A 24,053-nucleotide genomic window follows, 5' to 3' on the forward strand; every position below is an offset into this window, starting at 1 on the left:
AAAATAAAATAACATGAACAGAACGAATTTTTTCATATCCCTGGCTCTTGCGATGTTTGCAATGGTGGGGAATGCGGCTGCCAGCCAGGCTGACCTACAAGCTGACGGAAATTTGCCGGCTCTGCGTGTAGAAGGCAAGAATCTGGTTGATGCCAACGGCAAGACCGTGGTGCTGCATGGTGTGATGGATACGCCCAACCGCTACTTCAATGGCTGGCGATGGCAACAGTGGAAGGCTGACTATTCGGAAGCCGACATCCAGCCTTGCCTGGAATATTTCTCCAAGCAGTTTGCTGCCATTACCGACAAGGAGCAGGGTGCTTACTGCACTGTGTTCCGTCTGCACATGGATCCCTGCTGGACCAACGATCCATCGAAGAAGGCAGAGAACGAGGCCGATATCTCAGCATTCAATATGGCGCGCTATCGCCTCTATCTCCAGAAACTCTATATCCCATTAATTAAGGATGCCATCGCCCACGGACTCTACGTCATCGTGCGTCCACCGGGTGTATGTCCTGGCGACATCAGCGTAGGCGACAAGTACAACCGCTACCTGAAGTCGATATGGAAGGCCTTTGCTGCCGATGAGTATATCCGGCAGAACTCTGGATTGATCTCCATCGAACTTGCCAACGAGCCGGTGAGGGTTCATCTGAGTGATGGCTCTAATTCGGATAAAGCACTGCATGATTTCTTCCAGCCAGTGGTTGACGAGATTCGCGCACAGGGCTTCAAGGGCATCATCTGGGTGCCGGGTGCGGGCTATCAGAGCCAGTATCAGAATTACGCCAAGTATCCTATCACCGACAGTGAGGATAATTTCTCGTATGCCGTACATGTATATTCCGGCTGGTATGGTAACATGACCGACAAGAACTGCAATCACGATACCTTTATCCGCAACTTCAAGAGTCAGGTGCCGATGGTAGAGACGAAGCCTATCATGGTAACGGAGATAGACTGGAGTCCGGAAGATCCTGACAAGGCGAACGAAGGTCACTACAACGAATGGGGCCAGTGGACTCAGCCTAACCTGGGCAGCTGGGCAACGGCATCCACCTCGAAATGGGGCTTGGCATGGAAGGCAGTGCACGACCATTACGGCAACATCGGTATGACCCTTACCCATCCACAGGAATATTACGATATTGATGAATATCTTAAATCGGGCAAGGTGATTCCTGGTTTCCAGAATGCCAAGAAACACGGACTGTTCGAAGAATGTTGCGGCTATGCCTGTATGAACTGGTATAAAGAGTGGTATTTGAAACAAAATACAACAGGAATTAAACAATTAGAAATCCAGGCAGACGTGGTTTCCACCTTATATTATAATATAGAAGGAAAAGAGGTTGAAAAGCCAACTGCAGGTGTTTATATAATAAAACAACTGTTAAGTAATGGAAAAATGCGTTCTCGCAAGATTTTTCTAAAATGATAAACTTTCTGTTACACCACGCAAAGTTTGTTCCGAAAGAAATCCATACCTTTGCCGCCGTGAATAAACAGTTTTAGCGCACGCCTAAATTTTTAAGCATAAATCAAAAATGAATAGAACATGATTGAACAAGTGTTAACAATGAAACGGACAGCAGCCTTATGCTTGGTGGGAGCTTTCTGCAGCCTGAATGCTCAGGCACAGAATATCCAGGTCAAGGGTAATCTTGTTGACGGTACAGGTGAGCCACTGATAGGTGCCACTGTAAAAGTGAAAGGTAATGCCAGCGTCGGTGCGGTCACCGACTTTGATGGTAACTTCAGTATCAGTGTTCCTTCAGAGAATTCTATCCTCGTATTTACATACGTAGGTATGAAGACCAAGGAAGTAAAGATTGGTACGAAGAGAGAGTTCAAACTTACTCTTGAAGACGACAACGCCATCGGCGAAGTTGTAGTCGTTGGTTATGGTCAGCAGAAGAAGGCTTCTGTCGTAGGTGCCATTACCCAGACCACAGGAAAAACGCTGGAGCGTGCTGCGGGTATCAGTGATATCGGAGCAGCTCTGACTGGTAACCTTCCGGGTGTTGTTACCACGGCATCCAGTGGTATGCCGGGTGAGGAGGAACCTCAGATTCAGATTCGTGGTGCTTCTTCCTGGAACAACTCTTCTCCTCTCGTGTTGGTCGATGGTATTGAGCGACCAATGTCAAGCGTTGATATGCAGTCTGTGGCTACCATCTCTGTATTGAAGGATGCTTCTGCCACCGCCGTTTATGGTGTGAAGGGTGCGAATGGTGTCATCCTGATTACCACCAAGCGTGGTTCTGAAGGCAAGGCTCAGATTAGTGTTACTGCCAATGCCGTGATGAAGATTCCTTCTAAGCTTCCTGATAAATATGATTCTTATGATGCACTCATTGCCCGTAACAAGGCTATCGAGCATGAGTTGAATATCTCTCCTGGAAGTTTTGACAAGATGGAACCGATGAGTTTCATCGAGAACTATCGCAACCAGACTACACTGGAGCAGCGTGAGCGTTATCCGAACGTAGATTGGCAGGATGTACTCTTCAAGGATTACACCATGTCATACAATGCCAATGTGAATGTATCGGGTGGTACCAAGTTTGTGAAGTACTTTGCAGGTGTGGATTTCGTGAGCGAGGGTGACCTTTATAAGAATTTCGGCAATGGTCGTAACTATAGTACAGGTTACGACTACAATCGTGTGAATGTTCGTTCTAATCTCGACTTCAACATCACAAAGACCACCGTGTTCAAGATGAACCTTGCTGGCTCTAATGGTCAGCGCAAGGCTCCTTGGGTAAATAGTTCTGATGGTTATAGCGATTGGCAGGTCAGCCAGCAATGGGCTGGTGCATATAATATTTCTCCAGATGCTTTCTTGCCTAAGTATAGCGATGGCTCTTGGGGATATTTGCCAGGATCTACTAATGTAACCAACTCTGCCCAGCAGGTTTCTTTGGGTGGTACCATGACTTCTACCACTACTCGCATCACTACTGATTTCGTGTTGGAACAGAAACTTGATTTCATTACCAAGGGACTTTCTGCCCGAGGTATGATTTCGTGGGACAATACTTTTGTAGAGAAGAATCGTGGTATTAATGATATGAACCATGATCCTCAGTTGAAGTGGATTGATCCTCATACAGGTGCCGTTTCTTACAAGAAGGCATACGAGCCATACGATAAGTTCGATTATGCTATGGGAAACCAGTGGACCGTGAATGGTGGTGAGGTTAACAATAAACTTACACAGCGCAACTTGAACTATCAGGCTCAGCTCAACTGGGCTCGCAGTTTTGGCAAGCACAGCGTAAGCGCCATGGGACTTTTCGGTCGCCAGGAATATGCAACAGGTTACATGATTCCTTCTTATCGTGAAGACTGGGTATTCCGTACCACTTATGATTGGAATTCCCGTTACTTCTTCGAGTATAATGGTGCTTACAACGGTTCAGAGAAGTTCTCTTCAAATAACCGTTTCGCCTTCTTTAGTTCCGGTGCCATCGGATGGATGATTTCCGAGGAGCCTTTCATGAAATATTTGCGTGAGAACAAGATTTTGGATATGATGAAGATCCGTGCTTCCTATGGTGAAATCGGTGACGATAATGTGGGCGACCGATTCCTTTACATGTCTCAGTGGGCATATGGAGGTACAACCAAGATGGATGCTACCCGTGGAGATTCTCCATATACCTGGTATCGTGAATCTACCGTAGGTAACGAGAACGTACACTGGGAGAAGGTGAAAAAGGTGAATGTGGGTATAGACTATGGTTTCTTGGGTGGCTTGTTCACCGGTGCCGTAGATTTCTTCCACGATACTCGTACCGATATCCTTGTCAACGGAGCTTCCCGTTCGGTTCCTTCTTACTTCGGTCAGACTGCTCCTACAGCCAACTTGGGTAAGGTAACTACCAGCGGTTATGAGTTTGAGGTGAGGTTTAACAAGGTTTTTGCCAACAAGATGCGTCTCTGGGCAAACTTCAGTATGACCCACGCCGTGAACAAGGTGAAGATCAAGGATGATGCAGCGTTGCTCCCATCTTATCGCAAGGCAGCAGGTCATGCTATCAACCAGACTTACACCTTCCTTGATAAGGGTATCCTCCAGAACTATGATGATATCTATGGTTCTCCAAAGATGGATTCCAACGATGGCCAGCGTCTTCCTGGTGACTACTACATCGTAGATTTCAATGGCGACGGTAAGGTGGATAATGTGAACGATAGAGTTCCTTACGGTTATACCGGTACTCCACAGAACTCCTACAATGCAACAATCGGTTATGAGTACAAGGGCTTCAGCTGCTTCGCTCAGTTCTATGGTGTAACCAACGTAACCCGTGACGTAACCATGATCAGTTTGGTTGACCCAATGCTTGCCAATGTTTATGATCAGGGAACCTGGTGGAGCGACAATCACAACAACTGCGATGTCATCACTCCACGTTTCAACTCTAAGCCAATGTCGAATGCGGCTTACTATGGCACTCAATATCTTTGCGATGGTTCTTACATTCGCTTGAAGAACGTAGAGATAGCCTATACCTGGAATGGCGGCTGGATCAAGAAACTCGGTTTGAACAACCTCAAGGTTTACGTAAGTGGTAACAACCTTTGGCTCTGGACCAGAATGCCAGACGACCGTGAGTCAAACTTCTCTAGTAACGGTGGCGCCGTAGGTGCTTATCCAACGATGAAACGTGTGAACTTCGGTGTCAAGTTTAATCTTTAAATATGTAAACTAAAATGAAACGAAATATAGTAAAACTCTTTTGTGTGCTGGGACTCGCTTGCGGTTTCACCTCTTGTACTGACTATCTGGACAAGAGCCCAGATTCTACCGTGAGCGCAGAACAGGCATTCAAGAACTTCACCAACTTCCAGGGTTTCATAGAGGAAGTATATAACTGTATTCCTAGCAAGGAATCAAACTTCTGGTGTACTACCTTCAACTGGGGTGAAGATGAAATCATGAATACAGGTTTGGGTGATGGCCATGTAACTGCCCATTTTGATTTGGGCGATTATCGCCATTGGTACAATGATGCACAGAGCTTTCTGCACTCCGATGATTTGAATCCGACCAAGACGGATAAATTCAGTCACTCATTGGAGCATGCCTGGTATTGTATCCGCAAGTGTAACCTCGGTCTTGCCAATCTCGATTTGATGACCGACTGCACTCAGGAAGAGAAGAACTTCATCAAGGGTCAGTTGCTCTTCTTCCGTGCTTGGTGGCACGAGGAGTTGATAGCCTTCTATGGTGGAATGCCATACGTAGATACCGTGCTGGATGGCTCTCAGGTATTAACCTTGCCACGCCTCTCTTATCAGGAGTGTGCCAAGAAATGTGCAGAAGACTTCCGTGCTGCTGCCGATCTTCTTCCAAACGACTGGGATAAGACTACCGTTGGTAAAAAGACCTTGGGTAAGAATGATATCCGTATCACTAAGGTTTGTGCGTTGGGTTATTTAGGCAAGGTATTGCTTTGGGCAGCTTCTCCATTAAACAATTTGGGCAAGGCAGAGATTGGCGCCTCAAAGAATGGCGACACCTATAAATATAATACCGAACTGGCTGCTCAGGCTGCAGATGCTCTGGCAGAAGCTATCGGCGAAGTAAATTCCGGTAAGACTCCTTACGCTCTGGCCGAGTATAAGTATTCTAATATTTATGACCATGAGGCTGACAAGAGTTCCAACTCCAACTTCTCTGATATCTTCCGTACAACCGGACAGGACTGGAAGATGCCTGGATCTACCGAGGCTATCATGCGCGGTCCACATATTGGTGAGAACGGTTCCAACTGGAACTTCACCAAGCTTTGGGGACCTAAGCTGAACGGTATCGTTGAGCACGATGCGCTGATTCATCAGCCTACTGCCAACTACGTGAACTACTATGGTATGGCAAACGGTCTGCCTCTGGATGATCCTGATTCCGGTTTCGACCCAACTCATCCGTTCAAGAACCGCGACCCACGCTTCTATCACGATATCGTATTCGATGGCTTCCAGTATATCAATACCACCATTGCTAAGGAATCTGACGACTATCAGTTTAAGTACATCCAGATGTACACTGGCAGTAATCTGCGTAGCTCTTCTGCCAACGGATGCCGCACTGGTTACTATACTCAGAAGCTGGTTCCTCACCAGTGCAACAAGTATGATGGCATGTACAACTGGGGCGGTGCCTTGCAGTGCAACCTTCCTTACATGCGTCTTGCCGACATTTATCTGATGTATGCTGAGGCTGGTGCAGCCGTTCAGGGAGCCAACTACAAGAGTTCAAAGCTCAACCTCACCGCTGCTGATGCAATCAATGTGCTTCGCGATAGAGTAGATGCTGGTCATGTAGCAGATAAGTTTATGAACGACCAGAAGAAGTTTATGGACGAGGTTCGCCGCGAGCGTGCCGTAGAGCTTGCCTTTGAGGGCTTCCGCTGGAACGACCTGCAGCGCTGGTTGCTTCTCACAGAATATCCTTATAACATCAAGACTTCACAGGAATTCAAGCGTGTAGGTAATTTCGATTATACCAAGAACGATCCACGTGATGCCGAGGTGACAGGATGGAGCGAGAAGACCATCGTGACCCGCGACTTCTCAGAGAAACACTATCTCTTGCCACTCAAGGAAAGCGATGTTTATCTGTATCCTGAGTTTGGACAGAATCCAGGATGGTAATCACCCGGAGATGTGATATATAAAAAGCATAAACTTAGAAATAATCATATTTATATGAAAAATAATAAGAAAACAATATACTCTGCTCTGACAGTGGTTACGGCACTTCTGGCACAGTTGCCTGCTTCGGCTCAGGAATCTGCTGATAGCGCAATGGTTAACGTGGCGTTCAAGAAGGCGTACCAGAGCGATGTGCTCGGTGGTGTGAGCACCGTCAATGTCAGAGAATTGACAGAGAAAAACTATAATACCTACAGCCTTGACAACATGCAGGGTTATGTATCCGGTTATAATGGCAATGGTATGTGGGGTTATTCCAATGCACTCGTCCTCATCGACGGTGTGCCACGTGATGCCAATAATGTTCGCCCCGACGAGATTGAGGATATCTCTTTTCTGAAGGGCGCCCAGGCCACAGTGCTCTATGGCAGCAAGGCTGCCAATGGCGTGGTTCTCATTACCACTAAGCGTGGCAAGGTTAACGATGGCTTGTCGGTAAAGGTGAATGCCAATACGGGTTGGAATGTAGCCAAGGCTTTTCCTGAGTATCTCGGTTCGGCTGAGTACATGACTCTCTACAACGAGGCTTTCCTCAATGATGGCGGTGCCGAAAACAACCTGCCATATTCTGCAGAGACCATCTACAACTATGCATCCGGCAAGAATCCATATCGCTATCCAAGTGTTGACTTCTATTCTTCTGATTACATCAAGAAGGCGTTCAACCGCTCGGAGGTTTCTGCCGAAATAGAAGGCGGCAACCAGAAGGCGCGCTTCTATGCCAACGTGAGTTACTATCGCAGCGGTGACAACTTGAACTTCGGCGAGGCTAAGAAGAACTATACCGACCGATTCAATGTAAGAGGTAATGTGGATTTCGCCTTGAGCAGCACCATCAATGCCTACGTAAATGCGAATGCCACCTTCTACGGGGCTAAGTCGGCTAACACTAACAATAATAGCAGCTACTGGGAGCAGGCTCGCACCTTCCGTCCTAACCGCGTGGCTCCGCTGATTCCTGTGGATATGATTGACCCTAATGCCAAGTCGGCGCTGACTATGATAGGGGCTACCAGCAATATCATTGATGGCAAGTACTTCCTGGGTGGTTCTTCTGCCGACCTCACCAACGTGTTCGGTGATATCTACGCTTCGGGTACCAATGTCTATCACAGCCGTCAGTTCCAGTTTGATGCAGGTTTGAATTTCGACCTCTCTTCTGTACTCAAGGGCTTGAGTTTCCACACCATGGTAGCCATCGACTATGCTACGGCATACTCAACATCGTTCAACAATTCCTACGCCACCTTCCAGCCTACATGGGCTAACTTCAACGGCAAGGATGTTATCGTAGGTTTGAACAACAATGGTACGGTGGACAAGAAATCGGGAGTTCAGAATATCTCTGGTTCTACCGATAACCAGACCATCGCATTCAATGCGCACTTCGATTACAACCGCACCTTCAACGATGTGCACAACGTAAGCGCCATGCTGGTGGCCAACGGTTACCAGCAGAGCAAATCGGCTGAGTATCATAAGGTGAGCAACGCCAATATGGGCTTGCAGCTCTCTTATAACTATGATCATAAGTATTATGCCGATTTCGCTCTGGCTACACCTTGGTCTGCCAAGTTGCCATCAGCCAAGCGATTGGGTGTATCTCCATCTGCCACTTTGGGCTGGCGCCTCTCTAAGGAGAAGTTTATGGAGAATTCATTCTTCGATGATCTGACCCTCAGCGCAAGCTACACCGATATGAAAACCGATCTGGGTATCGATGATTACTACATGTATCTCGGAACTTATCAGAGCGGTGGCTGGTGGGATTGGAATGGTGGTTCCGGTCACTCAGCTATGCAGTCTAAGCGTGGTAGCAACAACGAACTCAGCTACCTGCACCGCAAGGAAATTTCTGCTACGGTTCATGCAGAGGTGCTCAACAAGGCTTTGAGTTTCGATGCATCTTACTTCCTTTCTAAGTGGACCAACGGAATTCTGGAGGCTCGCAATCAGGTGCCTAGCTATCTGTTCAGCTACTATCCTGAGTCTTCTTTCGTTCCTTACATTAATTTTAATGAGGACAAGCGCAGCGGTTTCGACTTTGCTGTGAACTACAAGAAGCAGTTGGGCGATTTCGGTTTCGGCGTAGGAGCCAACGTAACTTACTACACCACAGAGGCAACCAAGCGAGATGATTCGCAGTATGCTGATACCTATCAGTATCGCCAGGGTCAGCCACTCGATGCCATCTGGGGTTATGAGTGCCTGGGCTTCTTCCAGGATGAGAATGATATCAAGAACTCTCCAACCCAGATTATCGGCGGAACCATCCGTCCGGGCGACCTTAAGTACAAGGACCAGAACGGCGACAACGTCATCGACAGCAAGGACCAGGTTTATCTGGGCAAGGGCGGCTGGTATGGAACTCCTACCACCATCGGTATGAACCTCACTCTGAAGTATAAGGGTTTCACCCTCTTCATGCTCGGCACAGGAAACTTCGGTGCCAAGGCTGTTAAGAATTCAACCTACTTCTGGGTAGGAGGTGATGGTAAATATACAGCAGAGATGCGCGGAAGATGGACCAAGGAGACAGCGGCAACAGCCACATTCCCACGTCTGACCACAGAGGCTGGTACGAACAACTATCAGACATCAGACTTCTGGATGTACTCTACTGACCGTATCGACTTGCAGAAGGTACAGTTGAGTTACGACTTCCCTAAGGCGATGTTTATGAAGAGTTTTGTTCACGGACTTCAGCTCTTTGTCAACGGCAACAGTCTGCTGACTATTGCCAAGGAGCGCAAACTCCTGGACATGAATGTTAACAATTCAGGTTCGGCACCAGTGAACCGCTTCTATAGCATCGGTGCTAAGGTTTCATTCTAGAATTAATTAAAGAATTAAAATTATGAAATTATCAAGATTATTATTGATAAGTGCAGTCTTAGTATCGCTCACTTCTTGTGACGACCTGTTTGAGCCTGCCTTGGAAAATAACCAGGATATCAGTGAGATGTATAAGGATCCTACGTTTGCCCGTGGTATTCTTGACAATGCTTACCTGGCTCTGCCATACAGCAATTCGCCATCTACTGATGCTGCCACCGATGATGCCGTTATCAACCAGAACGGTGATGATTACAAGAAGATGGCAACAGGTTCTTGGGCTGCGAATATGAATCCGGTTTCACAGTGGGATGGTCGTTATCACGCCATCCAGTACTGTAACTTGATGTTGGAAAACTGCGATAAGGTAGAGTGGGCTTACTCCAGTGAGATTCTCAATCAGATGTATTGCGACAACTACAAGGGTAATGCCTATGCTTTGCGTGGCTTACACATGATGTACTTGCTCCGTGCTCATGCCGGAATGGTAGATGGTCAGTTGATGGGTGTGCCTATCCATCTTTCTTCAGAAGATTCAAAGTCTGATTTCAATCTTCCACGCAACACCTTCAAGGAGTGCTACGATCAGATTATGTCTGATTTTGATGAGGCTTTGAAGTATCTGCCAGAGCAGTATACCGATGTGAATGAGGATCAGGTTCCTGCCAAGTATGCCCAGAAGGGTGCTACCAATGCGGAGTACAACCGTGCCTTCGGTATCAACCATCGTGGCAAGATTGATGGTCGCATCATCTCGGCTTTCAAGGCTCAGCTCGCCATCCTCGCCGCTTCTCCTGCTTATGAATCTGCCGGTGTAGCCTCTTATGAGGATGCCGCCAAGTATGCTGCCGACTGCCTGAGCGAGTTTGGCGGTTTGGATGCAGTGGATCCTGACGGATGGAAGTGGTTCTGTAACAAATCGCTTATAGACGGATTGGGTGCCACATCCGAGAATCCTAAGGAGATTATCTGGCGTGGAAACGTTGAAGAAAGCAACACTCTGGAGACAGATTACTATCCTCCTTCGCTCTATGGTAGCGGTAAGATCAATCCAACCCAGAACCTGGTGGATGCGTTCCCTATGGCAAACGGTTATCCTATTGCTGATGCCAATGCAGAATACGATGCCAAGAATCCTTATCAGAACCGTGACCCACGTCTCGCTGCCTACATTCTTGTAAATGGCGATAAAATCGGTGCTACTGATGGAGTGGTAAATACAGCGGCTGATTCTAAGACTCTGGATGGCTTGAACAAGGAGAATGGAAAATCAACCAAGACGGGTTACTATCTCCGCAAGTTGCTCCGACCTGATGTGAACCTCAACCCAAGCTCTACAACCAAGCAGAAGCATCTGTCAGCACGTATCCGTACTACGGAAATCTTGCTCGACTATGCTGAGGCTGCCAATGAGGCTCAGGGTCCTAAGGCAAATGTGGGTGGTGCCAACTATTCTGCCTACGATGTAATCAAGGCAATCCGTAAGCGTGCCGGACTTGGTGAGTCGGGCAAGGATCCATACTTGGAGGAGTGCGCACAGAACCAGGATAAGATGCGTGAGCTGATCCGCAACGAGCGCCGCCTGGAGCTTTGCTTCGAGAACCATCGTTTCTGGGATTTGCGCCGCTGGAAGGCTAATCTCAATGAGGCTGCCAAGGGTATCAACATCACGACAGATGCCACAACAGGTGAATACATCTACAAGACTTTCGACGCTGAGGAACGCAAGTATTCAGACTATATGATCTATGGTCCTATCCCATACTCTGAGATTCTGAAATACAGCAACCTCAAGCAGAATGAGGGTTGGAAATAATAAACGGCTAATATTATAATAAAGACTAATGATTATGAAACGATATATCAAAATGGTGGCAGCCCTTCTGACACTGATGGCTTCTTTCACGGCATGTGAGAATGGAGACCAGGCTTTCGATGATTACGAGGGCGGTACCAAAGTAATGTTTACCTATCAGAGCCCAGTTCGTACCATTGTTCTAGGTGATGATGAGTATGATACATCTATCGATAAAGAGCATAAATGCAAGATCAAGGCTACTTTCAGTGGTTCTTACAATGGAAGAAAAGGTTATGTGAACGTAGCTGTGGATAACAGTCTGTGCGATCATCTTACTTTTGCAGATGGTACTCCTGTAAAGGCAATGCCTGCAGAGTATTACTCACTTTCTACCAACAAGCTCGAATTTAAGGGCGGTATGACTGGAGAGACTGTAGTACAGTTGACTGATGCTTTCTTCAACGATCCTGATGCCGTGAAGAATACCTACGTGATTCCTCTGGTGATGACCGATCAGCAGGGCTTCGATAGAATCTCTGCCGGTACTCTGAGAGAAGGTGCTACAGGCTCCCGTACCAATGCATCCATCTGGGAAACAGCTCCTAAGGATTACGTGATGTACTGCGTGAAGTATCAGAACAAGTATAGTGGCTGGTGGTTGACAAATCACAATACAAGCACCGACAACATCGAGAAGGCTTCACAGGTTCAGATTACTACCCGCACCCTGAACAGCTCTGTTTATACTGTAGAGTTTCAGGAGGGCAGTACCATCTACAAGGCAGATCTCCTGCTCACCTTCGATGCCAACGAAAAGTGTTCCATCACTTCGCTCACCGATGGTGTTAAGGCTACAGGCTCAGGCTCTTGGGCTGACGATGGTATCCATTCGTGGAATAACAAGGATCGTGACCTGATGGAACTCAACGCCGAAATCACCTTCGCTGATGGTGTAAAGAAGAGTTTGAACGAGAAACTCGTCTGGTGGCGTAGTGGAGTAACTTCAGAGGAGTTCTCTTATACCTATAATAATTAATGATCGCATAAGTTATGAATAAACAAATATTAGTATCTGCACTCGGGGCCATGCTTTTGGCCTCTTGTGCAGACCACTTCGACCAGAATTTCGAGACCGTACGTCCTGGAAAGGAAGCGCAGTATGGTTATCTGGAGCAATATGATGCCTTGAAGGAATACATCAAGGACCGTCCAAACTTCCACCTCGGAATCGGAACTGCTGTAGATGAATATAACAAGAAGGAACTGGTGTATGCTTTGACCAACAGCAACTTTAACGAGACTGTAGCCGGCAACGCCATGAAGATGTCTTCTTGTGTTGCTGATGATGGTAGCATGAATTTTGATAAAGTAAGTGAATATGTTAAGAATGCTACCGATGCAGGCCTTTCTGTTTATGGCCATACCTTGGCTTGGCATGCTCAGCAGCCTAACAAGTATCTGAAGCGACTGATTGCAGATAAGGAGTTACCTCCTGCTGGGGATAATCCTGGTCTTATCATTACAAGTGGCGATCCTAAGGCCAATACCTGGGATTATGAAATCTACTATGATTTGGATGAGCCTCTTAAAGCTGGTAAAACTTACGAGATTTCACTTAATGTAAGGGGAACTAATCCTGGAACGATTGATTTCTGGCCTGGTAAGAAAGATGGTTCTGCTACACAATATGGAGCAGGTTCATTTACTGTAGCTGAAAGTGCTGTTGATAATAGCTTCTCTTTTACGCCGAATGCGGATATCGATCGTATGCGTTTCTGCTTCGGAAAGATTGGCGGTACTCTCTATTTTGATAATTTTGTATTGAAGGAAAAGGGTTCTGACCATAATATTGCAGTCAACTCTACCTTTGATGAAGATGATATTTCGCATTGGACAAAAGTGCCTTGGGTAGAGATTTCATATAAAATAGGTAATGTTGCTGGTGCAGCTGCTGTAGAAATAGAAAATGAAGTTCATGAGCGAACCTATACTGATGGACCTTTCCCATTCTTTGCTATGGGATGCGAACCACCTGTTGTGAATGGTGCTATCCATTTTGTTCCAACAGGAGATTGGTCTCAGTTCTTTGTTATGTCAGGTGGCGAAAATAAGCTTTCTGAGGAGGGTAATTATGTGGTTTATTTGGATATAACTTCTTCCAAGGATGCTAGTGGAGTAGAATTGACTATGCAGAATGGTTGGGGTGGCAGTGCCCAGGCTATTACTGTAAGTGTACCTGTTTCTGCTGGTCGTCAAACCGTAAAACTTCCGATGCCTAATATTGTTGGAGGTGATTATGATATTATCTTGAAACCACAGACAGCAGATGCTACTTTGGATGTACATTCTGTTAAGGTTTGTCAGGTCAAAAAATCCAATACTAAACCTTTGACTCCTGAAGAAAAGAAGGAAGCACTTACTCCTGTTTTGCAGGATTGGATTTACGGCATGATGGAAGCTACCGAGGGCAAGGTGAAGGCTTGGGATGTTGTAAACGAGGCTATCTCTGGTGAAGATAAGGATGGCGATGGTTTCTACGATCTCCAGTCTGCCACACGTGGTACAGTTACTCCAGATGATGCCAAGAACAATTTCTACTGGCAGGATTACCTGGGTGACATTGAGTATGTTCGCACTGCTGTAGCTGCAGCTCGCAAGGGCTTTGCTGATGCTGGTGGAAAGTCTGAGGAGTTGAAACTCTTCATCAATGATTATAACCTCGAAACTGCTTACGACCAGAACAAGAAGCTCAAGAGTCTGATTCATTGGATTGAGGAGTGGGAGAAGGACGACGTTACCAAGATTGATGGTATCGGCAGTCAGATGCACATTACTTACAGTATGGATCCTGATAAGCAGAAGAAAAATGAGGAAGCTTACGAGAACATGCTCCGCCTGATGGTTGATTCACATAAGTTGGTTCGTATCTCTGAGTTGGATATGGGCTTGGAGGATAAGAACGGCAACCTTGTAAATACTACTGATATGACCGAGGAACAGCACAAGGCAATGCGTGCTTACTACGAGTTTATCGTCAAGAAGTATCTTGAGATTGTTCCTGAGAATCAGCAGTGGGGTATCTGCCAGTGGTGTGCTACTGACAGTCCAGCCAATAGTGGTTGGCGTGCTGGTTTGCCAGTAGGCCTCTGGGATTTGGATTATTATCGCAAGCACACCTATGGTGGCTTTGCAGCAGGTCTTGGTGCTCCTGAATATTGGAACGATGCCAAGTAAAGATATTGCCAGATATTAGTATCAAATATAGAATAAATTGAAAAGACATTAGTTTAGGTTTTATCATATACAAGGATTAACCGAAATGATGTTAGTCGTTAAGGTTGGTCGTGTCGTGATGACATGACCAATTTTTTTTATCCAAAAGCATCTTTATAATTGATATTTAACATATAACAAATGAGACGTTTAATAATTATCGCATCTCTTTTCATGAATCTGTGCCTTCCTATGGGGACACAGGCAAGTAATGGGGGCAATGTAAGCCCCGATCCGAATTTTCAGATTTATCTCTGTTTCGGACAGTCGAATATGGAGGGCAATGCCGCCATTGAAGACATCGACCGGACAGGAGTAAATCCAAGATTCGTGGCTATGTATGCCGTGGATGATGAGAAGGCAGGATGGAAAAAGGGACAGTGGCATACCGCTGTCCCTCCTCAGGCACGACCAGACACTGGCCTCACTCCTGTAGATTATTTCGGAAGAAAGATGGTGGATAACCTGCCAGACAGCATCAAGGTGGGAACCATCACCGTGGCTGTGGGCGGTGCCAGCATCGACCTTTTCGACAAGCGTACCTATAAGGCGTATCTGAAGAAGCAGCCCGACTGGATGAAGAACTTCGCATCGCAGTATAACGGCAATCCATACGCCCGACTCATCGAGCTTGCCAAGATAGCTCAGAAGCAGGGTGTCATCAAGGGTATCCTGCTGCATCAGGGAGAAACCAACAATGGTGATGCCAACTGGCCTAACCGGGTGAAGACCGTGTATAACGATATTCTGAAAGAGTTGCACCTGAAGGCAGAAGATGTACCTTTGCTCGTGGGAGAAACTGTTCAGAAAGACCAGGGCGGCAGCTGCTGGCAGCATATCGCCATTGTGGATGATATCGCCAAGACTATCCCTACTGCCCACGTCATCTCTTCCAAGGGATGTCCGCAGCGTGGCGATGGATTGCATTTCATTGCCGAAAGCTATCGCACCATGGGTAAGCGCTATGCCAATATGATGCTCTCGCTGCTCGGCATCATTCCGGATGCCAACTATCCGCGTGTGGACAAAGACCATCGTGCCTATGTCAAGCTCCACGCACCGGAAGCAAAGCAGGTTATCTTCGACATCTGCGGAAAGAAGTATCCTATGAAGAAGGATTTGGACGGCGACTGGTATGGTGTTTCAGACCCATTGGTAGTAGGCTTCCACTATTATTTCCTGAATGTGGATGGTGTACAGGTAGTAGATCCTGCCAGCGAAACTTATTTCGGCTGCTGCCGAGAGGCGAGTGGGCTGGAGGTTCCTGAGGGAGCCGAAGGCAACTACTATCGTCCTCAGCAGGGAGTAGCACAGGGTCAGGTTCGTTCGGTATCTTACTATGCTGCATCTCAGGGCAAGTTCCGCAGAGCCATGGTTTATACGCCTGCAGAATATGAAACCAATCTGAGCAAGCGCTATCCAGTGCTCTATCTGCAGCACGGAATGGGCGAGGATGAGACGGGCTGGAGCCATCAGGGCTATATGCAGCACATCATGGACAACCTCATTGCCGAAGGCAAGGCTGAGCCTATGATTGTGGTGATGGAGAGCGGCGATGTAAAGCAGCCTTTCGTGCCACGTCCGGGCAAGGATGTGGATGAGGAGCGCAAGCTCTATGGCGCATCTTTCTACGATGTGATTATCAAGGATCTGATTCCGATGGTAGATAAAAAGTTCCGAACCTATACCGACAGAGAGCATCGTGCGATGGCTGGTTTGTCGTGGGGCGGTTGCCAGACTTTCAACACCGTGTTGCCGAACTTGGATAAGTTCTCTGCCCTGGGAACCTTCAGCGGTGCACTTTTCGGTGTGGATGTCAAGACCTGCTTCAACGGCGTCTTTGCCGATGCAGAGAAGTTCAACAGTCAGATAAACTATATGTTCATGGGCTGCGGTTCAGAAGAGAACTTCGGCACGGAGAAGATGGCGAAGGAATTGAAGGACCTGGGCATCAAGCTTGATGTCTATGTTTCACCAGGTACTCATCATGAGTGGCTTACCTGGCGCCGCTGCCTGAAGGAATTTGTGCCACATCTGTTCAAGTAACAAGACTGGAAATCAATAGGATAATATAAAAGAAATCCCGAAACTGCCTGATAGCTTCGGGATTTCTTTTTGTTATATTTCTAATATCTTATGTTTCTTTTTGTTTTTTTATTATGTTTCGCAAAGTAATTGTAACATAAAAGAAAGTCATTTCACGAAATAAATCTTAATTTTGCAGCGTGCTTTGCAAAAGAATGTTTTTACTGAACACGTACACAATCATAAACTGATAAAATAAAATAAATAATTTAATCTATTTTCTTATGAGGAACTTAAGAAAGATTGAAAAGCCGTTAGCGTTGCTATCCTTTCTCTGTTTATTCCCAGCTGGGATGTCGGCTCAGAGTATAGTAAAAGGAGTAGTTACAGATCCAAGTGGTGAACCTATCATTGGTGCTACAGTGAAAGCTGCAGGCAGCAAGCTGGGTGTGATTACTGATTTGGATGGTAAGTTTAGCATTGATGCTGCACCTGATGCAACATTAACGATTACCTATGTGGGTATGGAGCCTAAGACCGTGAAAGCTCAGGCTGGTAAAATGCTTACCATTACCTTGAAGGATGATTCTAAAGTTCTGAATGATGTCGTTGTCATCGGTTATGGCGTTCAGAAGAAGAGCGACCTGACAGGTGCAGTTGCATCTATCAAGAGCGATGATATCAAGGGCTTGTCAGCTACCGATGCCGGTGCTGCCCTCCAGGGTAAGGCAGCCGGTGTACAGATTATTAATTCGGGTGGTCCGGGTGAGGCTGCCGATATCCGTATCCGTGGTTATTCTTCTAATAGTGGTAATATCGGTCCGTTGCTCATTGTCGATGGTCTGAAGGTGGATAACATCCAGTATCTGGATCCATCTATGATTGAAAGCATGGAGGTGTTGAAGGATGCCGCTTCTGCTGCCATCTATGGTGCGCAGGCGGGTAATGGTGTCGTTATCATCACAACCAAGACGGGTGCTGCCAATGGCGGTAAGGCACAGATTTCCTATAGCAGCAAGTTCACCATCCAGTCGTTGGGAAAGAAGGCTGATATCTTTGATGCTCCTGAGTATATCGAGTATCACAAGTATTTGGGCGATATTGATGATGCCTTGCTCCAGAAAAACGGTTATAATGGACAGAATACCAACTGGTATGACGAGGTGTTTGAGAATTCCTTGGCTCACCAGCATAGTCTCACCTTGCAGGCAAGTAACGGTAAGGGACGTTTCCTCGCTAGCTTGAATATCTTGAACAATGATGGTATCGTTAAAGGTAGCAAGGATACTTATAAGCGTTTCACTGGTCAGATCAATGCCGACTATGATATCTATAAGTGGTTGAACGTGACTACTAATACATCTTTCGAAAAGTGGAAGACCAAGGGCGTGACCAAGGGTTATGGTTCATTGCTGAACTCTGTGGTTTCTATCGATCCTTTGACTCCAGCATATATCAGTAATGTGGAGGATTTGGCTCCTGGCATGAAGGCACAGGTAGAAGCCGGTGGCGCAGTTCCTAGAGATCCAAGCCATAACAATGACTTCTATGGTACTTCTAAATATGTAGATGATGCTACTGGTAACCCTCTCTATCAGCGCGACCGTCATGACACATGGAATTCTGGTATCAATGTACGTGGTACCGTTGCTGCCAATATCAAGCCATTCAAGGGCTTTACATTTACTTCTCGCTTAGGTTATCGTATCACTCAGAGTAACTATCATAACTACGAGACTCCATATTGGTTATCATCTATGGCACATAGTGAAAACTATACCATTGCAGCGAATACCAATAATGGTTTGTACTATCAGTGGGAGAACTTTGCCAACTATATGAATACATTCGGCAAGCATACAGTGGGTGCGATGGCAGGTATGTCGTTTACCAAGAATCATTGGGACAATAGTTCCATCAGTTCTACAGGAGGTAACATACTCTCATATTATGAGCCAAACTTCCGTTACATCGACTACTTGTTGGCTGATGCAGCCAAGAGTGTAGGTAACGCTCCTTCAGATGCAACAGAGTTATCTTACTTCGGACGTTTGAGCTATAGCTATGACAACCGTTACTTCCTGCAGCTCAACTTCCGTCGTGATGCCTTCGATACATCGAAGCTTTCCAAGAAGGCTCGTTGGGGTAACTTCCCATCTTTCTCTGCGGGATGGTCTATCAGCAATGAGAAGTTCTTCAAGGATCATATCGACCGTGATGCCGTTTCCTTCCTGAAGCTCCGTGCATCATGGGGTCGCAATGGTAACGTCAATATCCTGAGCGGTTATCCATATTCTTCTCCTATTGCACTCAACCAGAGCTTCTATCAGTATAATCCATCTATCGGTGATGGTAAGCTTGCCTATGGTTCCAAGCCAACTGGTCTTGCCAATCCTGACTTGACGTGGGAGACATCTGAGCAGGTGGACTTAGGTCTTGATGCTCGTTTCCTTAACGACCGTCTTACCTTGGGTGTTGACTGGTATCGCAAGACTACCAAAGACCTCTTGATTCAGATTACTCCTCTTCCAGAGATTGGTGTAAACAAGAGTGTTGTTAATACAGGTAAGGTACTTAACTCTGGTCTTGATTTCGAGTTGGGTTGGAGAGACAACATCAAGGACTTCAAGTATAGTGTGACCGTAAATGGTTCAACTCTGAAGAATGAGGTGAAGGAGGTTTCTAACCTTATAAGCCGTTTGACCGAAATAGGTATTGATGGATTCAATAACCAGCTTAAGCCTACATTCGAGGCTGGCCATCAGGTATGGTATTTCCGTGGTTACAAGTATGCAGGTGTAGCCGAAGATGGTAGTGCTCTCTATTATAATAAGAATGGCGAAACAACTTCAGCTCCAACCGATGAAGATAAGCAGGATTTGGGCTCAGCTATTCCTAAGTTTACTTATGGTATTACTCTTAATGCAGAATATAAGGGCTTTGACCTCACCGTATTTGGAACAGGCGCTGCTGGCAACAAGATTTACAACTTGATGGTTTCTGCAGACCGTCCGTTGATCAATGGAATTGATACCTACTGGAAGGATTCTTGGAGAGCAGACCGTACCAATGCTAAATATCCTGATATGAAAAAGGTTGCTACCGACTGGAAGTTCTTCAGTTCTGATGCAGCTGTGTTCAGTGGCTCGTATTTCAAGATCAAGCAGATTCAGTTGGGCTATACATTGCCAAAGGCTATCACTAGCGTGGCAGGTATCAGCAATCTTCGTGTATATTGCTCACTGGATGATTTCTTCACCATCACCAACTATCCTGGTGCCGACCCTGAGACTGCTTCCATGAACAGTGGTGCTTCTCGTGGTTTCGATAATGGTACTTATCCAACTTCCAAGAAGGTGGTATTTGGTATCAATGTAACATTCTAACCTTTAATATTCAAAAACAATGAAGAAAATATTATTTTCAACAATATTGGCTCTTGCTGCCACAGGAACAATGACGCTCACTACGTCTTGTGAGGATCAGCTAGACATTGAGCAGAAGGGTGTAATACCTACCGAGAACTTCTATAAGACCGATGCTGATGCAGAGGCAGCCCTCGTTGCTGCATACGAAGGCTTTATGTGTAATGTGATGGGACGTAACCACGATGGTGGTGGCCCAGGTATTTATACTCCATTGAAACTGATAGTCAATGAGTGTGGAGACGATGTGTTGGCAGCAGGTGCCAACTCTGGTGATAATACGTTTGGTATCATGCTCAATCAGTTCTATTATGATGCTGAGGCTGAGGTGCCAAAGTTTATGTACACAGGTCTCTATCTCTCTGTATATACCTGTAACCTTGTACTCGATCACTTTGCCGATGCTACTACCGCTGTGCAGAAACGTTGCGCTGCAGAGGCTCGTGTGCTTCGTGCTTATGATTATTTCCTGTTGGCTAATCTTTGGGGTACTCCACCATTGGTAACTCATGTTCTGGATGCTTCTGCACAGCCTTTTAATTGTGATAAGGATCCTGAGAATCCTATGAATCACCAACAGTTGATAGAGTGGATTGCGCAGGAATGTGAGAATGCTGCCAACGATTTGGATGAGCGTAAAAGTAAGGATGACAAGGATGGAGCTGTGAAGGTAACCAAGGGCTTTGCATATGCTCTTGCCGGAAAGGCTTATTTGTTTGCCGGTCAGTATGATAAGGCTAAAACTGCTCTTAAAAAGGTTATAGACTCGGGCAAGTATGATCTTGTTCCTGGTGAGCAATATGCCGACAACTTCCATATCGAGGGTGATGCCAACGAGGAGAAGGTATTTGAAGTCAACTTCGAGTATAATGCAGGTAAGACCGATTGGAGTGGTATGATTCAGCGTTCTAGCTGGATGGAGACCAACTATTGGGATTGGCGTGCTGATCACTTTGTTGCTTCTCCTAACAAGGTTTATTGTGGCGGCGTTGATGGCTGGGGTGGCCTTGGCGTGCCTCAGTGGTTTGGTGACGAGTTCTATAAAAATGATGGTGACTCTTACCGCTTGAAGGCTACTTTAAAGCATATTGATGATGCGGTTTATCATATGTCTTACGGCAAGGATGAAATCGATAATATGACTGACGAGCAGAAGAAAACCAGTGACAAGATTGGCATCAATGACCCTCTTCAGGGACTCTACGGCAACTCTACCTGGTTGGCATTCAAGCAAATAATGAGAGCTTCTGATACTGAAGGCAAGAAATATGGTGATAACATTCGCTTGAATAATTATCTTGTAATGCGTTACGCTGAGGTTTTGCTCAATTATGCAGAGGCTTGTCTTCAGACAGGCGATCAGGCTGAAGCTAAGAAATATATCAATATGATTCAGAAACGTGCTGGTTCCAAGACAATCAGTGAAACTGTTGATATGGATGTGTTGAAGAAAGAAAAGTCATATGAACTTTGGCTTGAAGGCTGTCGTTGGTTCGATATCATGCGATGGAATGATACAAAGGCCATTGATCGTTTGACTAAGGCTGGTACAGTCGTGCCACATTTGTTTGATAAGGTTTTCAGAGCTCCAAAGGCAGACGACCAGAATATATTTTGGGAGCATGGATCAGAAGCAAACAGCCGTTTCTATACGACCAACACTCCTGAGACTAATTTCAAGGTAGGTTTCAAGGAGGGCAAGCATGAGTTCTTCCCTTATCCACAGACCGTGTTGGATAAGAATCCTAACCTGGAGCAGAACCCTGGTTGGTAATCATGAAGTTGTTTTGTAAATAAAACGTTTTAAGTTAAAAGAACTATAGGTTAGTTTGATAATTAGGGGGTGTTTTGAAAAGAAGCACCCCCTTTTTTCTTCTTTAAGGGAATTTGCGTATGAAAACATGGATGTGTGCAATGTTGATGACAATGGCGGTAGGAGCATCAGCCCAAAACCCGATTATCAGCGGACAGTATTCTGCTGATCCTACGGCTCGCGTATTCAACGGGAAGGTATATCTTTATCCTTCTCATGACATTCCGAGTCCTATCGAGAAACTGAAGGAATGGTTCTGCATGGCAGATTATCACGTTTTCTCTTCTTCCAATCTTACCGAGTGGCAGGATCATGGAGTCATCGTTTCGCAGGACAAAGTACCTTGGGTACAAGACGGCAGTTATACGATGTGGGCTCCAGATTGTGTGGAGAAAGACGGGAAATATTACTTCTATTTCCCTGCTGCTCCCAAGGGGGAGGAGAAGGGGTTCGGAATAGGTGTGGCGGTTGCCGACCATCCGGAAGGACCATTTATGCCGATGTGGAAACCCATAGAGGGGGTTCATGGTATAGACCCTTGTGTGTTGATAGATAAGGACGGACAGGCTTATATCTACTGGGCGGGAGCTGGTTTGCACATGGCTAAGCTGAAACCAAACATGACGGAACTTGCCTCGGAACCCAAACAGGTAGAGGGGTTGCCTGAGGGATTCAAGGAAGGACCATTTGCCTTCGAGCGTAACGGCAAATATTATTTCACCTTCCCTTGGGTACGTGAAAAGGATGGAACCGAAACGCTGGCTTATGCCATGGCTGACCATCCGATGGGACCTTTCACATTCAAGGGCATCATCATGGATGAGTCGCCTACGAAGTGCTGGACCAATCATCATAGCATCGTAGAATATCAGGGACAGTGGTATCTCTTCTATCATCATAATGATTATTCGCCTAAATTCGACAAGAACCGCTCGGTGCGAATCGACTCTCTGAACTTCAATCCTGACGGAACGATACAGAAGGTGATACCTACACTAAGAGGTGTGGGATTGACGAAGGCACGTTCGCATATTCAGATTGACCGTTATTCTGCGCTGCAAGGTAAGGGTATTGGTATTGAATATCTGGATAAAAACAATTGTTTTGCCGGCTGGAAGACTCTCTTCTCTAAATCGAATACTGCTCTTATATATAATAAGGTGGATTTCGGTAACGAGAAGGTGGAAGAAATCACCGTTCGTGCCAAGTCGGTTAAGGGCGGTGTGCTCGTAGTCAGAGCCGATGGCAAGAAGGGTAATATCATCGCTAAGGTGAAGATTCCGAAGTCGGCAGCCTGGAAGAATGTCCGTGCCCAGGTGCTCCATGCTCCTCAGGGCGTTCATGCTCTCCATGTATCCTTGCAGAGTGGAGCCGATGTAGAGGTTGACTGGCTGGGCTTTATCTGATTATCGAACCTCAATAATAATGAATAGTCTATGTACAACTTTTTCTATAAAATAGTTAGATTGTTTTGTTTATGTGTATTCCTTTTTGGGCATTCCTCTGCGGATGCCCAAAATAGGAATTTACCTGCAGACATCAATCCTTATTTCGGACCAGTCGGCAAACAGACTGTTATGCCTAATGCGGCTGGCTTTATTCAGAGATGGTTGCTCTTGGAGCCAATCTCTGTGCCGGTCAAGAGCAATGTCGTTTTTACTGATTCTTATCTGAAGGAGATATTCCATACGCAGTATTTCCCTAAACAGATGGAAACTGTTCCTAAGGATGGAGCCGTTGTGAAGGTGGGCAAGGAAAAACTGAAATGGCATGCGCTGGATAGTAAACTGTTTAATGTGAAGCTCTTCCGTTTCGCTACTTCGTTTAAGAAGCCCAAGTATGGTGTCTTGTTCTGGGCGGTTACCGTTATCGATTGCCCTGAGGAGATGAAAGACGTCCGCTTGTCTGTTGGCTCGAATGGTGCTTCCATGTGGTGGCTCAATGGTGAGGAGGCGGTGATGCTCGAAGGCGACCGAAGGATGGTTCGCGATGATGTGGTTTCTAAGAAGCTTACCTTGAAGAAAGGTAGAAATATCCTTCGTGGTGCGGTCATCAATGGTCCTGGCATGAGCGACTTCTGTGTCCGAATCATCGACGGACAAGGCAAGCCAGTCAGAAACCTGTCTATTCAAGTGAAGTAGTGCAATCAATAAAG

General features: G+C 46.1%; 12 protein-coding genes. All 12 read left to right on the forward strand.

Going from position 1 to position 24,053, the window contains the following annotated elements:
- Positions 1–13 precede the first annotated feature (13 nt).
- Positions 14–1,441, forward strand: a complete 1,428-nt coding sequence (locus tag AAAT87_RS02360; RefSeq protein ID WP_349225511.1) for a cellulase family glycosylhydrolase — start codon at positions 14–16, stop codon at positions 1,439–1,441.
- Between the two features lie 141 nt (positions 1,442–1,582).
- A complete protein-coding gene (locus AAAT87_RS02365) occupies positions 1,583–4,711 on the forward strand; it encodes a SusC/RagA family TonB-linked outer membrane protein (protein ID WP_428848534.1) in 3,129 nt (1,042 codons plus the stop codon).
- A gap of 14 nt (positions 4,712–4,725) precedes the next feature.
- Positions 4,726–6,669 carry a RagB/SusD family nutrient uptake outer membrane protein gene (locus AAAT87_RS02370; protein WP_295023719.1) on the forward strand — a complete coding sequence of 648 codons (1,944 nt, stop codon included), beginning with the start codon at positions 4,726–4,728 and terminating at the stop codon, positions 6,667–6,669.
- Positions 6,670–6,723: 54 nt separating this feature from the next.
- Positions 6,724–9,564, forward strand: coding sequence for a SusC/RagA family TonB-linked outer membrane protein (locus AAAT87_RS02375; RefSeq protein WP_295023720.1), 2,841 nt, complete (start codon positions 6,724–6,726; stop codon positions 9,562–9,564).
- 22 nt (positions 9,565–9,586) lie between these two features.
- A complete protein-coding gene (locus AAAT87_RS02380) occupies positions 9,587–11,380 on the forward strand; it encodes a RagB/SusD family nutrient uptake outer membrane protein (RefSeq protein ID WP_295023721.1) in 1,794 nt (597 codons plus the stop codon).
- A gap of 34 nt (positions 11,381–11,414) precedes the next feature.
- Positions 11,415–12,398: a DUF5627 domain-containing protein gene (locus AAAT87_RS02385; protein ID WP_349225513.1), complete on the forward strand. Its 984-nt coding sequence runs from the start codon at positions 11,415–11,417 to the stop codon at positions 12,396–12,398.
- Between the two features lie 14 nt (positions 12,399–12,412).
- Positions 12,413–14,596 (forward strand): endo-1,4-beta-xylanase, encoded by a 2,184-nt coding sequence (locus AAAT87_RS02390; protein WP_349225514.1) that lies wholly within the window; start codon positions 12,413–12,415, stop codon positions 14,594–14,596.
- Between the two features lie 180 nt (positions 14,597–14,776).
- Positions 14,777–16,681, forward strand: a complete 1,905-nt coding sequence (locus tag AAAT87_RS02395) for a sialate O-acetylesterase (RefSeq protein ID WP_428848533.1) — start codon at positions 14,777–14,779, stop codon at positions 16,679–16,681.
- A gap of 332 nt (positions 16,682–17,013) precedes the next feature.
- Positions 17,014–20,046: a SusC/RagA family TonB-linked outer membrane protein gene (locus AAAT87_RS02400; RefSeq protein WP_349225515.1), complete on the forward strand. Its 3,033-nt coding sequence runs from the start codon at positions 17,014–17,016 to the stop codon at positions 20,044–20,046.
- Positions 20,047–20,065: 19 nt separating this feature from the next.
- Positions 20,066–21,859, forward strand: coding sequence for a RagB/SusD family nutrient uptake outer membrane protein (locus AAAT87_RS02405; protein WP_295023725.1), 1,794 nt, complete (start codon positions 20,066–20,068; stop codon positions 21,857–21,859).
- Between the two features lie 119 nt (positions 21,860–21,978).
- Positions 21,979–23,304: a family 43 glycosylhydrolase gene (locus AAAT87_RS02410; protein WP_349225516.1), complete on the forward strand. Its 1,326-nt coding sequence runs from the start codon at positions 21,979–21,981 to the stop codon at positions 23,302–23,304.
- Positions 23,305–23,475: 171 nt separating this feature from the next.
- The gene (locus AAAT87_RS02415; RefSeq protein WP_296973387.1) at positions 23,476–24,039 is read left to right on the forward strand and encodes an acetylxylan esterase; all 564 of its coding nucleotides are present in this window, start codon (positions 23,476–23,478) and stop codon (positions 24,037–24,039) included.
- Positions 24,040–24,053 lie beyond the last annotated feature (14 nt).

Source organism: Segatella sinensis, from assembly GCF_040095255.1.
Taxonomy (GTDB): domain Bacteria; phylum Bacteroidota; class Bacteroidia; order Bacteroidales; family Bacteroidaceae; genus Prevotella; species Prevotella sinensis.

Excerpts from the sequence above, each read along its gene's own strand:
- AAAT87_RS02370 (WP_295023719.1), top strand. The coding sequence starts at position 4,726 with ATGAAACGAAATATAGTAAAACTCTTTTGTGTGCTGGGACTCGCTTGC.
- AAAT87_RS02405 (WP_295023725.1), top strand. The coding sequence starts at position 20,066 with ATGAAGAAAATATTATTTTCAACAATATTGGCTCTTGCTGCCACAGGA.
- AAAT87_RS02400 (WP_349225515.1), top strand. The coding sequence starts at position 17,014 with ATGTCGGCTCAGAGTATAGTAAAAGGAGTAGTTACAGATCCAAGTGGT.
- AAAT87_RS02415 (WP_296973387.1), top strand. The coding sequence starts at position 23,476 with ATGCCTAATGCGGCTGGCTTTATTCAGAGATGGTTGCTCTTGGAGCCA.
- AAAT87_RS02380 (WP_295023721.1), top strand. The coding sequence starts at position 9,587 with ATGAAATTATCAAGATTATTATTGATAAGTGCAGTCTTAGTATCGCTC.
- AAAT87_RS02360 (WP_349225511.1), top strand. The coding sequence starts at position 14 with ATGAACAGAACGAATTTTTTCATATCCCTGGCTCTTGCGATGTTTGCA.
- AAAT87_RS02365 (WP_428848534.1), top strand. The coding sequence starts at position 1,583 with ATGAAACGGACAGCAGCCTTATGCTTGGTGGGAGCTTTCTGCAGCCTG.
- AAAT87_RS02410 (WP_349225516.1), top strand. The coding sequence starts at position 21,979 with ATGAAAACATGGATGTGTGCAATGTTGATGACAATGGCGGTAGGAGCA.
- AAAT87_RS02390 (WP_349225514.1), top strand. The coding sequence starts at position 12,413 with ATGAATAAACAAATATTAGTATCTGCACTCGGGGCCATGCTTTTGGCC.
- AAAT87_RS02395 (WP_428848533.1), top strand. The coding sequence starts at position 14,777 with ATGAGACGTTTAATAATTATCGCATCTCTTTTCATGAATCTGTGCCTT.
- AAAT87_RS02375 (WP_295023720.1), top strand. The coding sequence starts at position 6,724 with ATGAAAAATAATAAGAAAACAATATACTCTGCTCTGACAGTGGTTACG.
- AAAT87_RS02385 (WP_349225513.1), top strand. The coding sequence starts at position 11,415 with ATGAAACGATATATCAAAATGGTGGCAGCCCTTCTGACACTGATGGCT.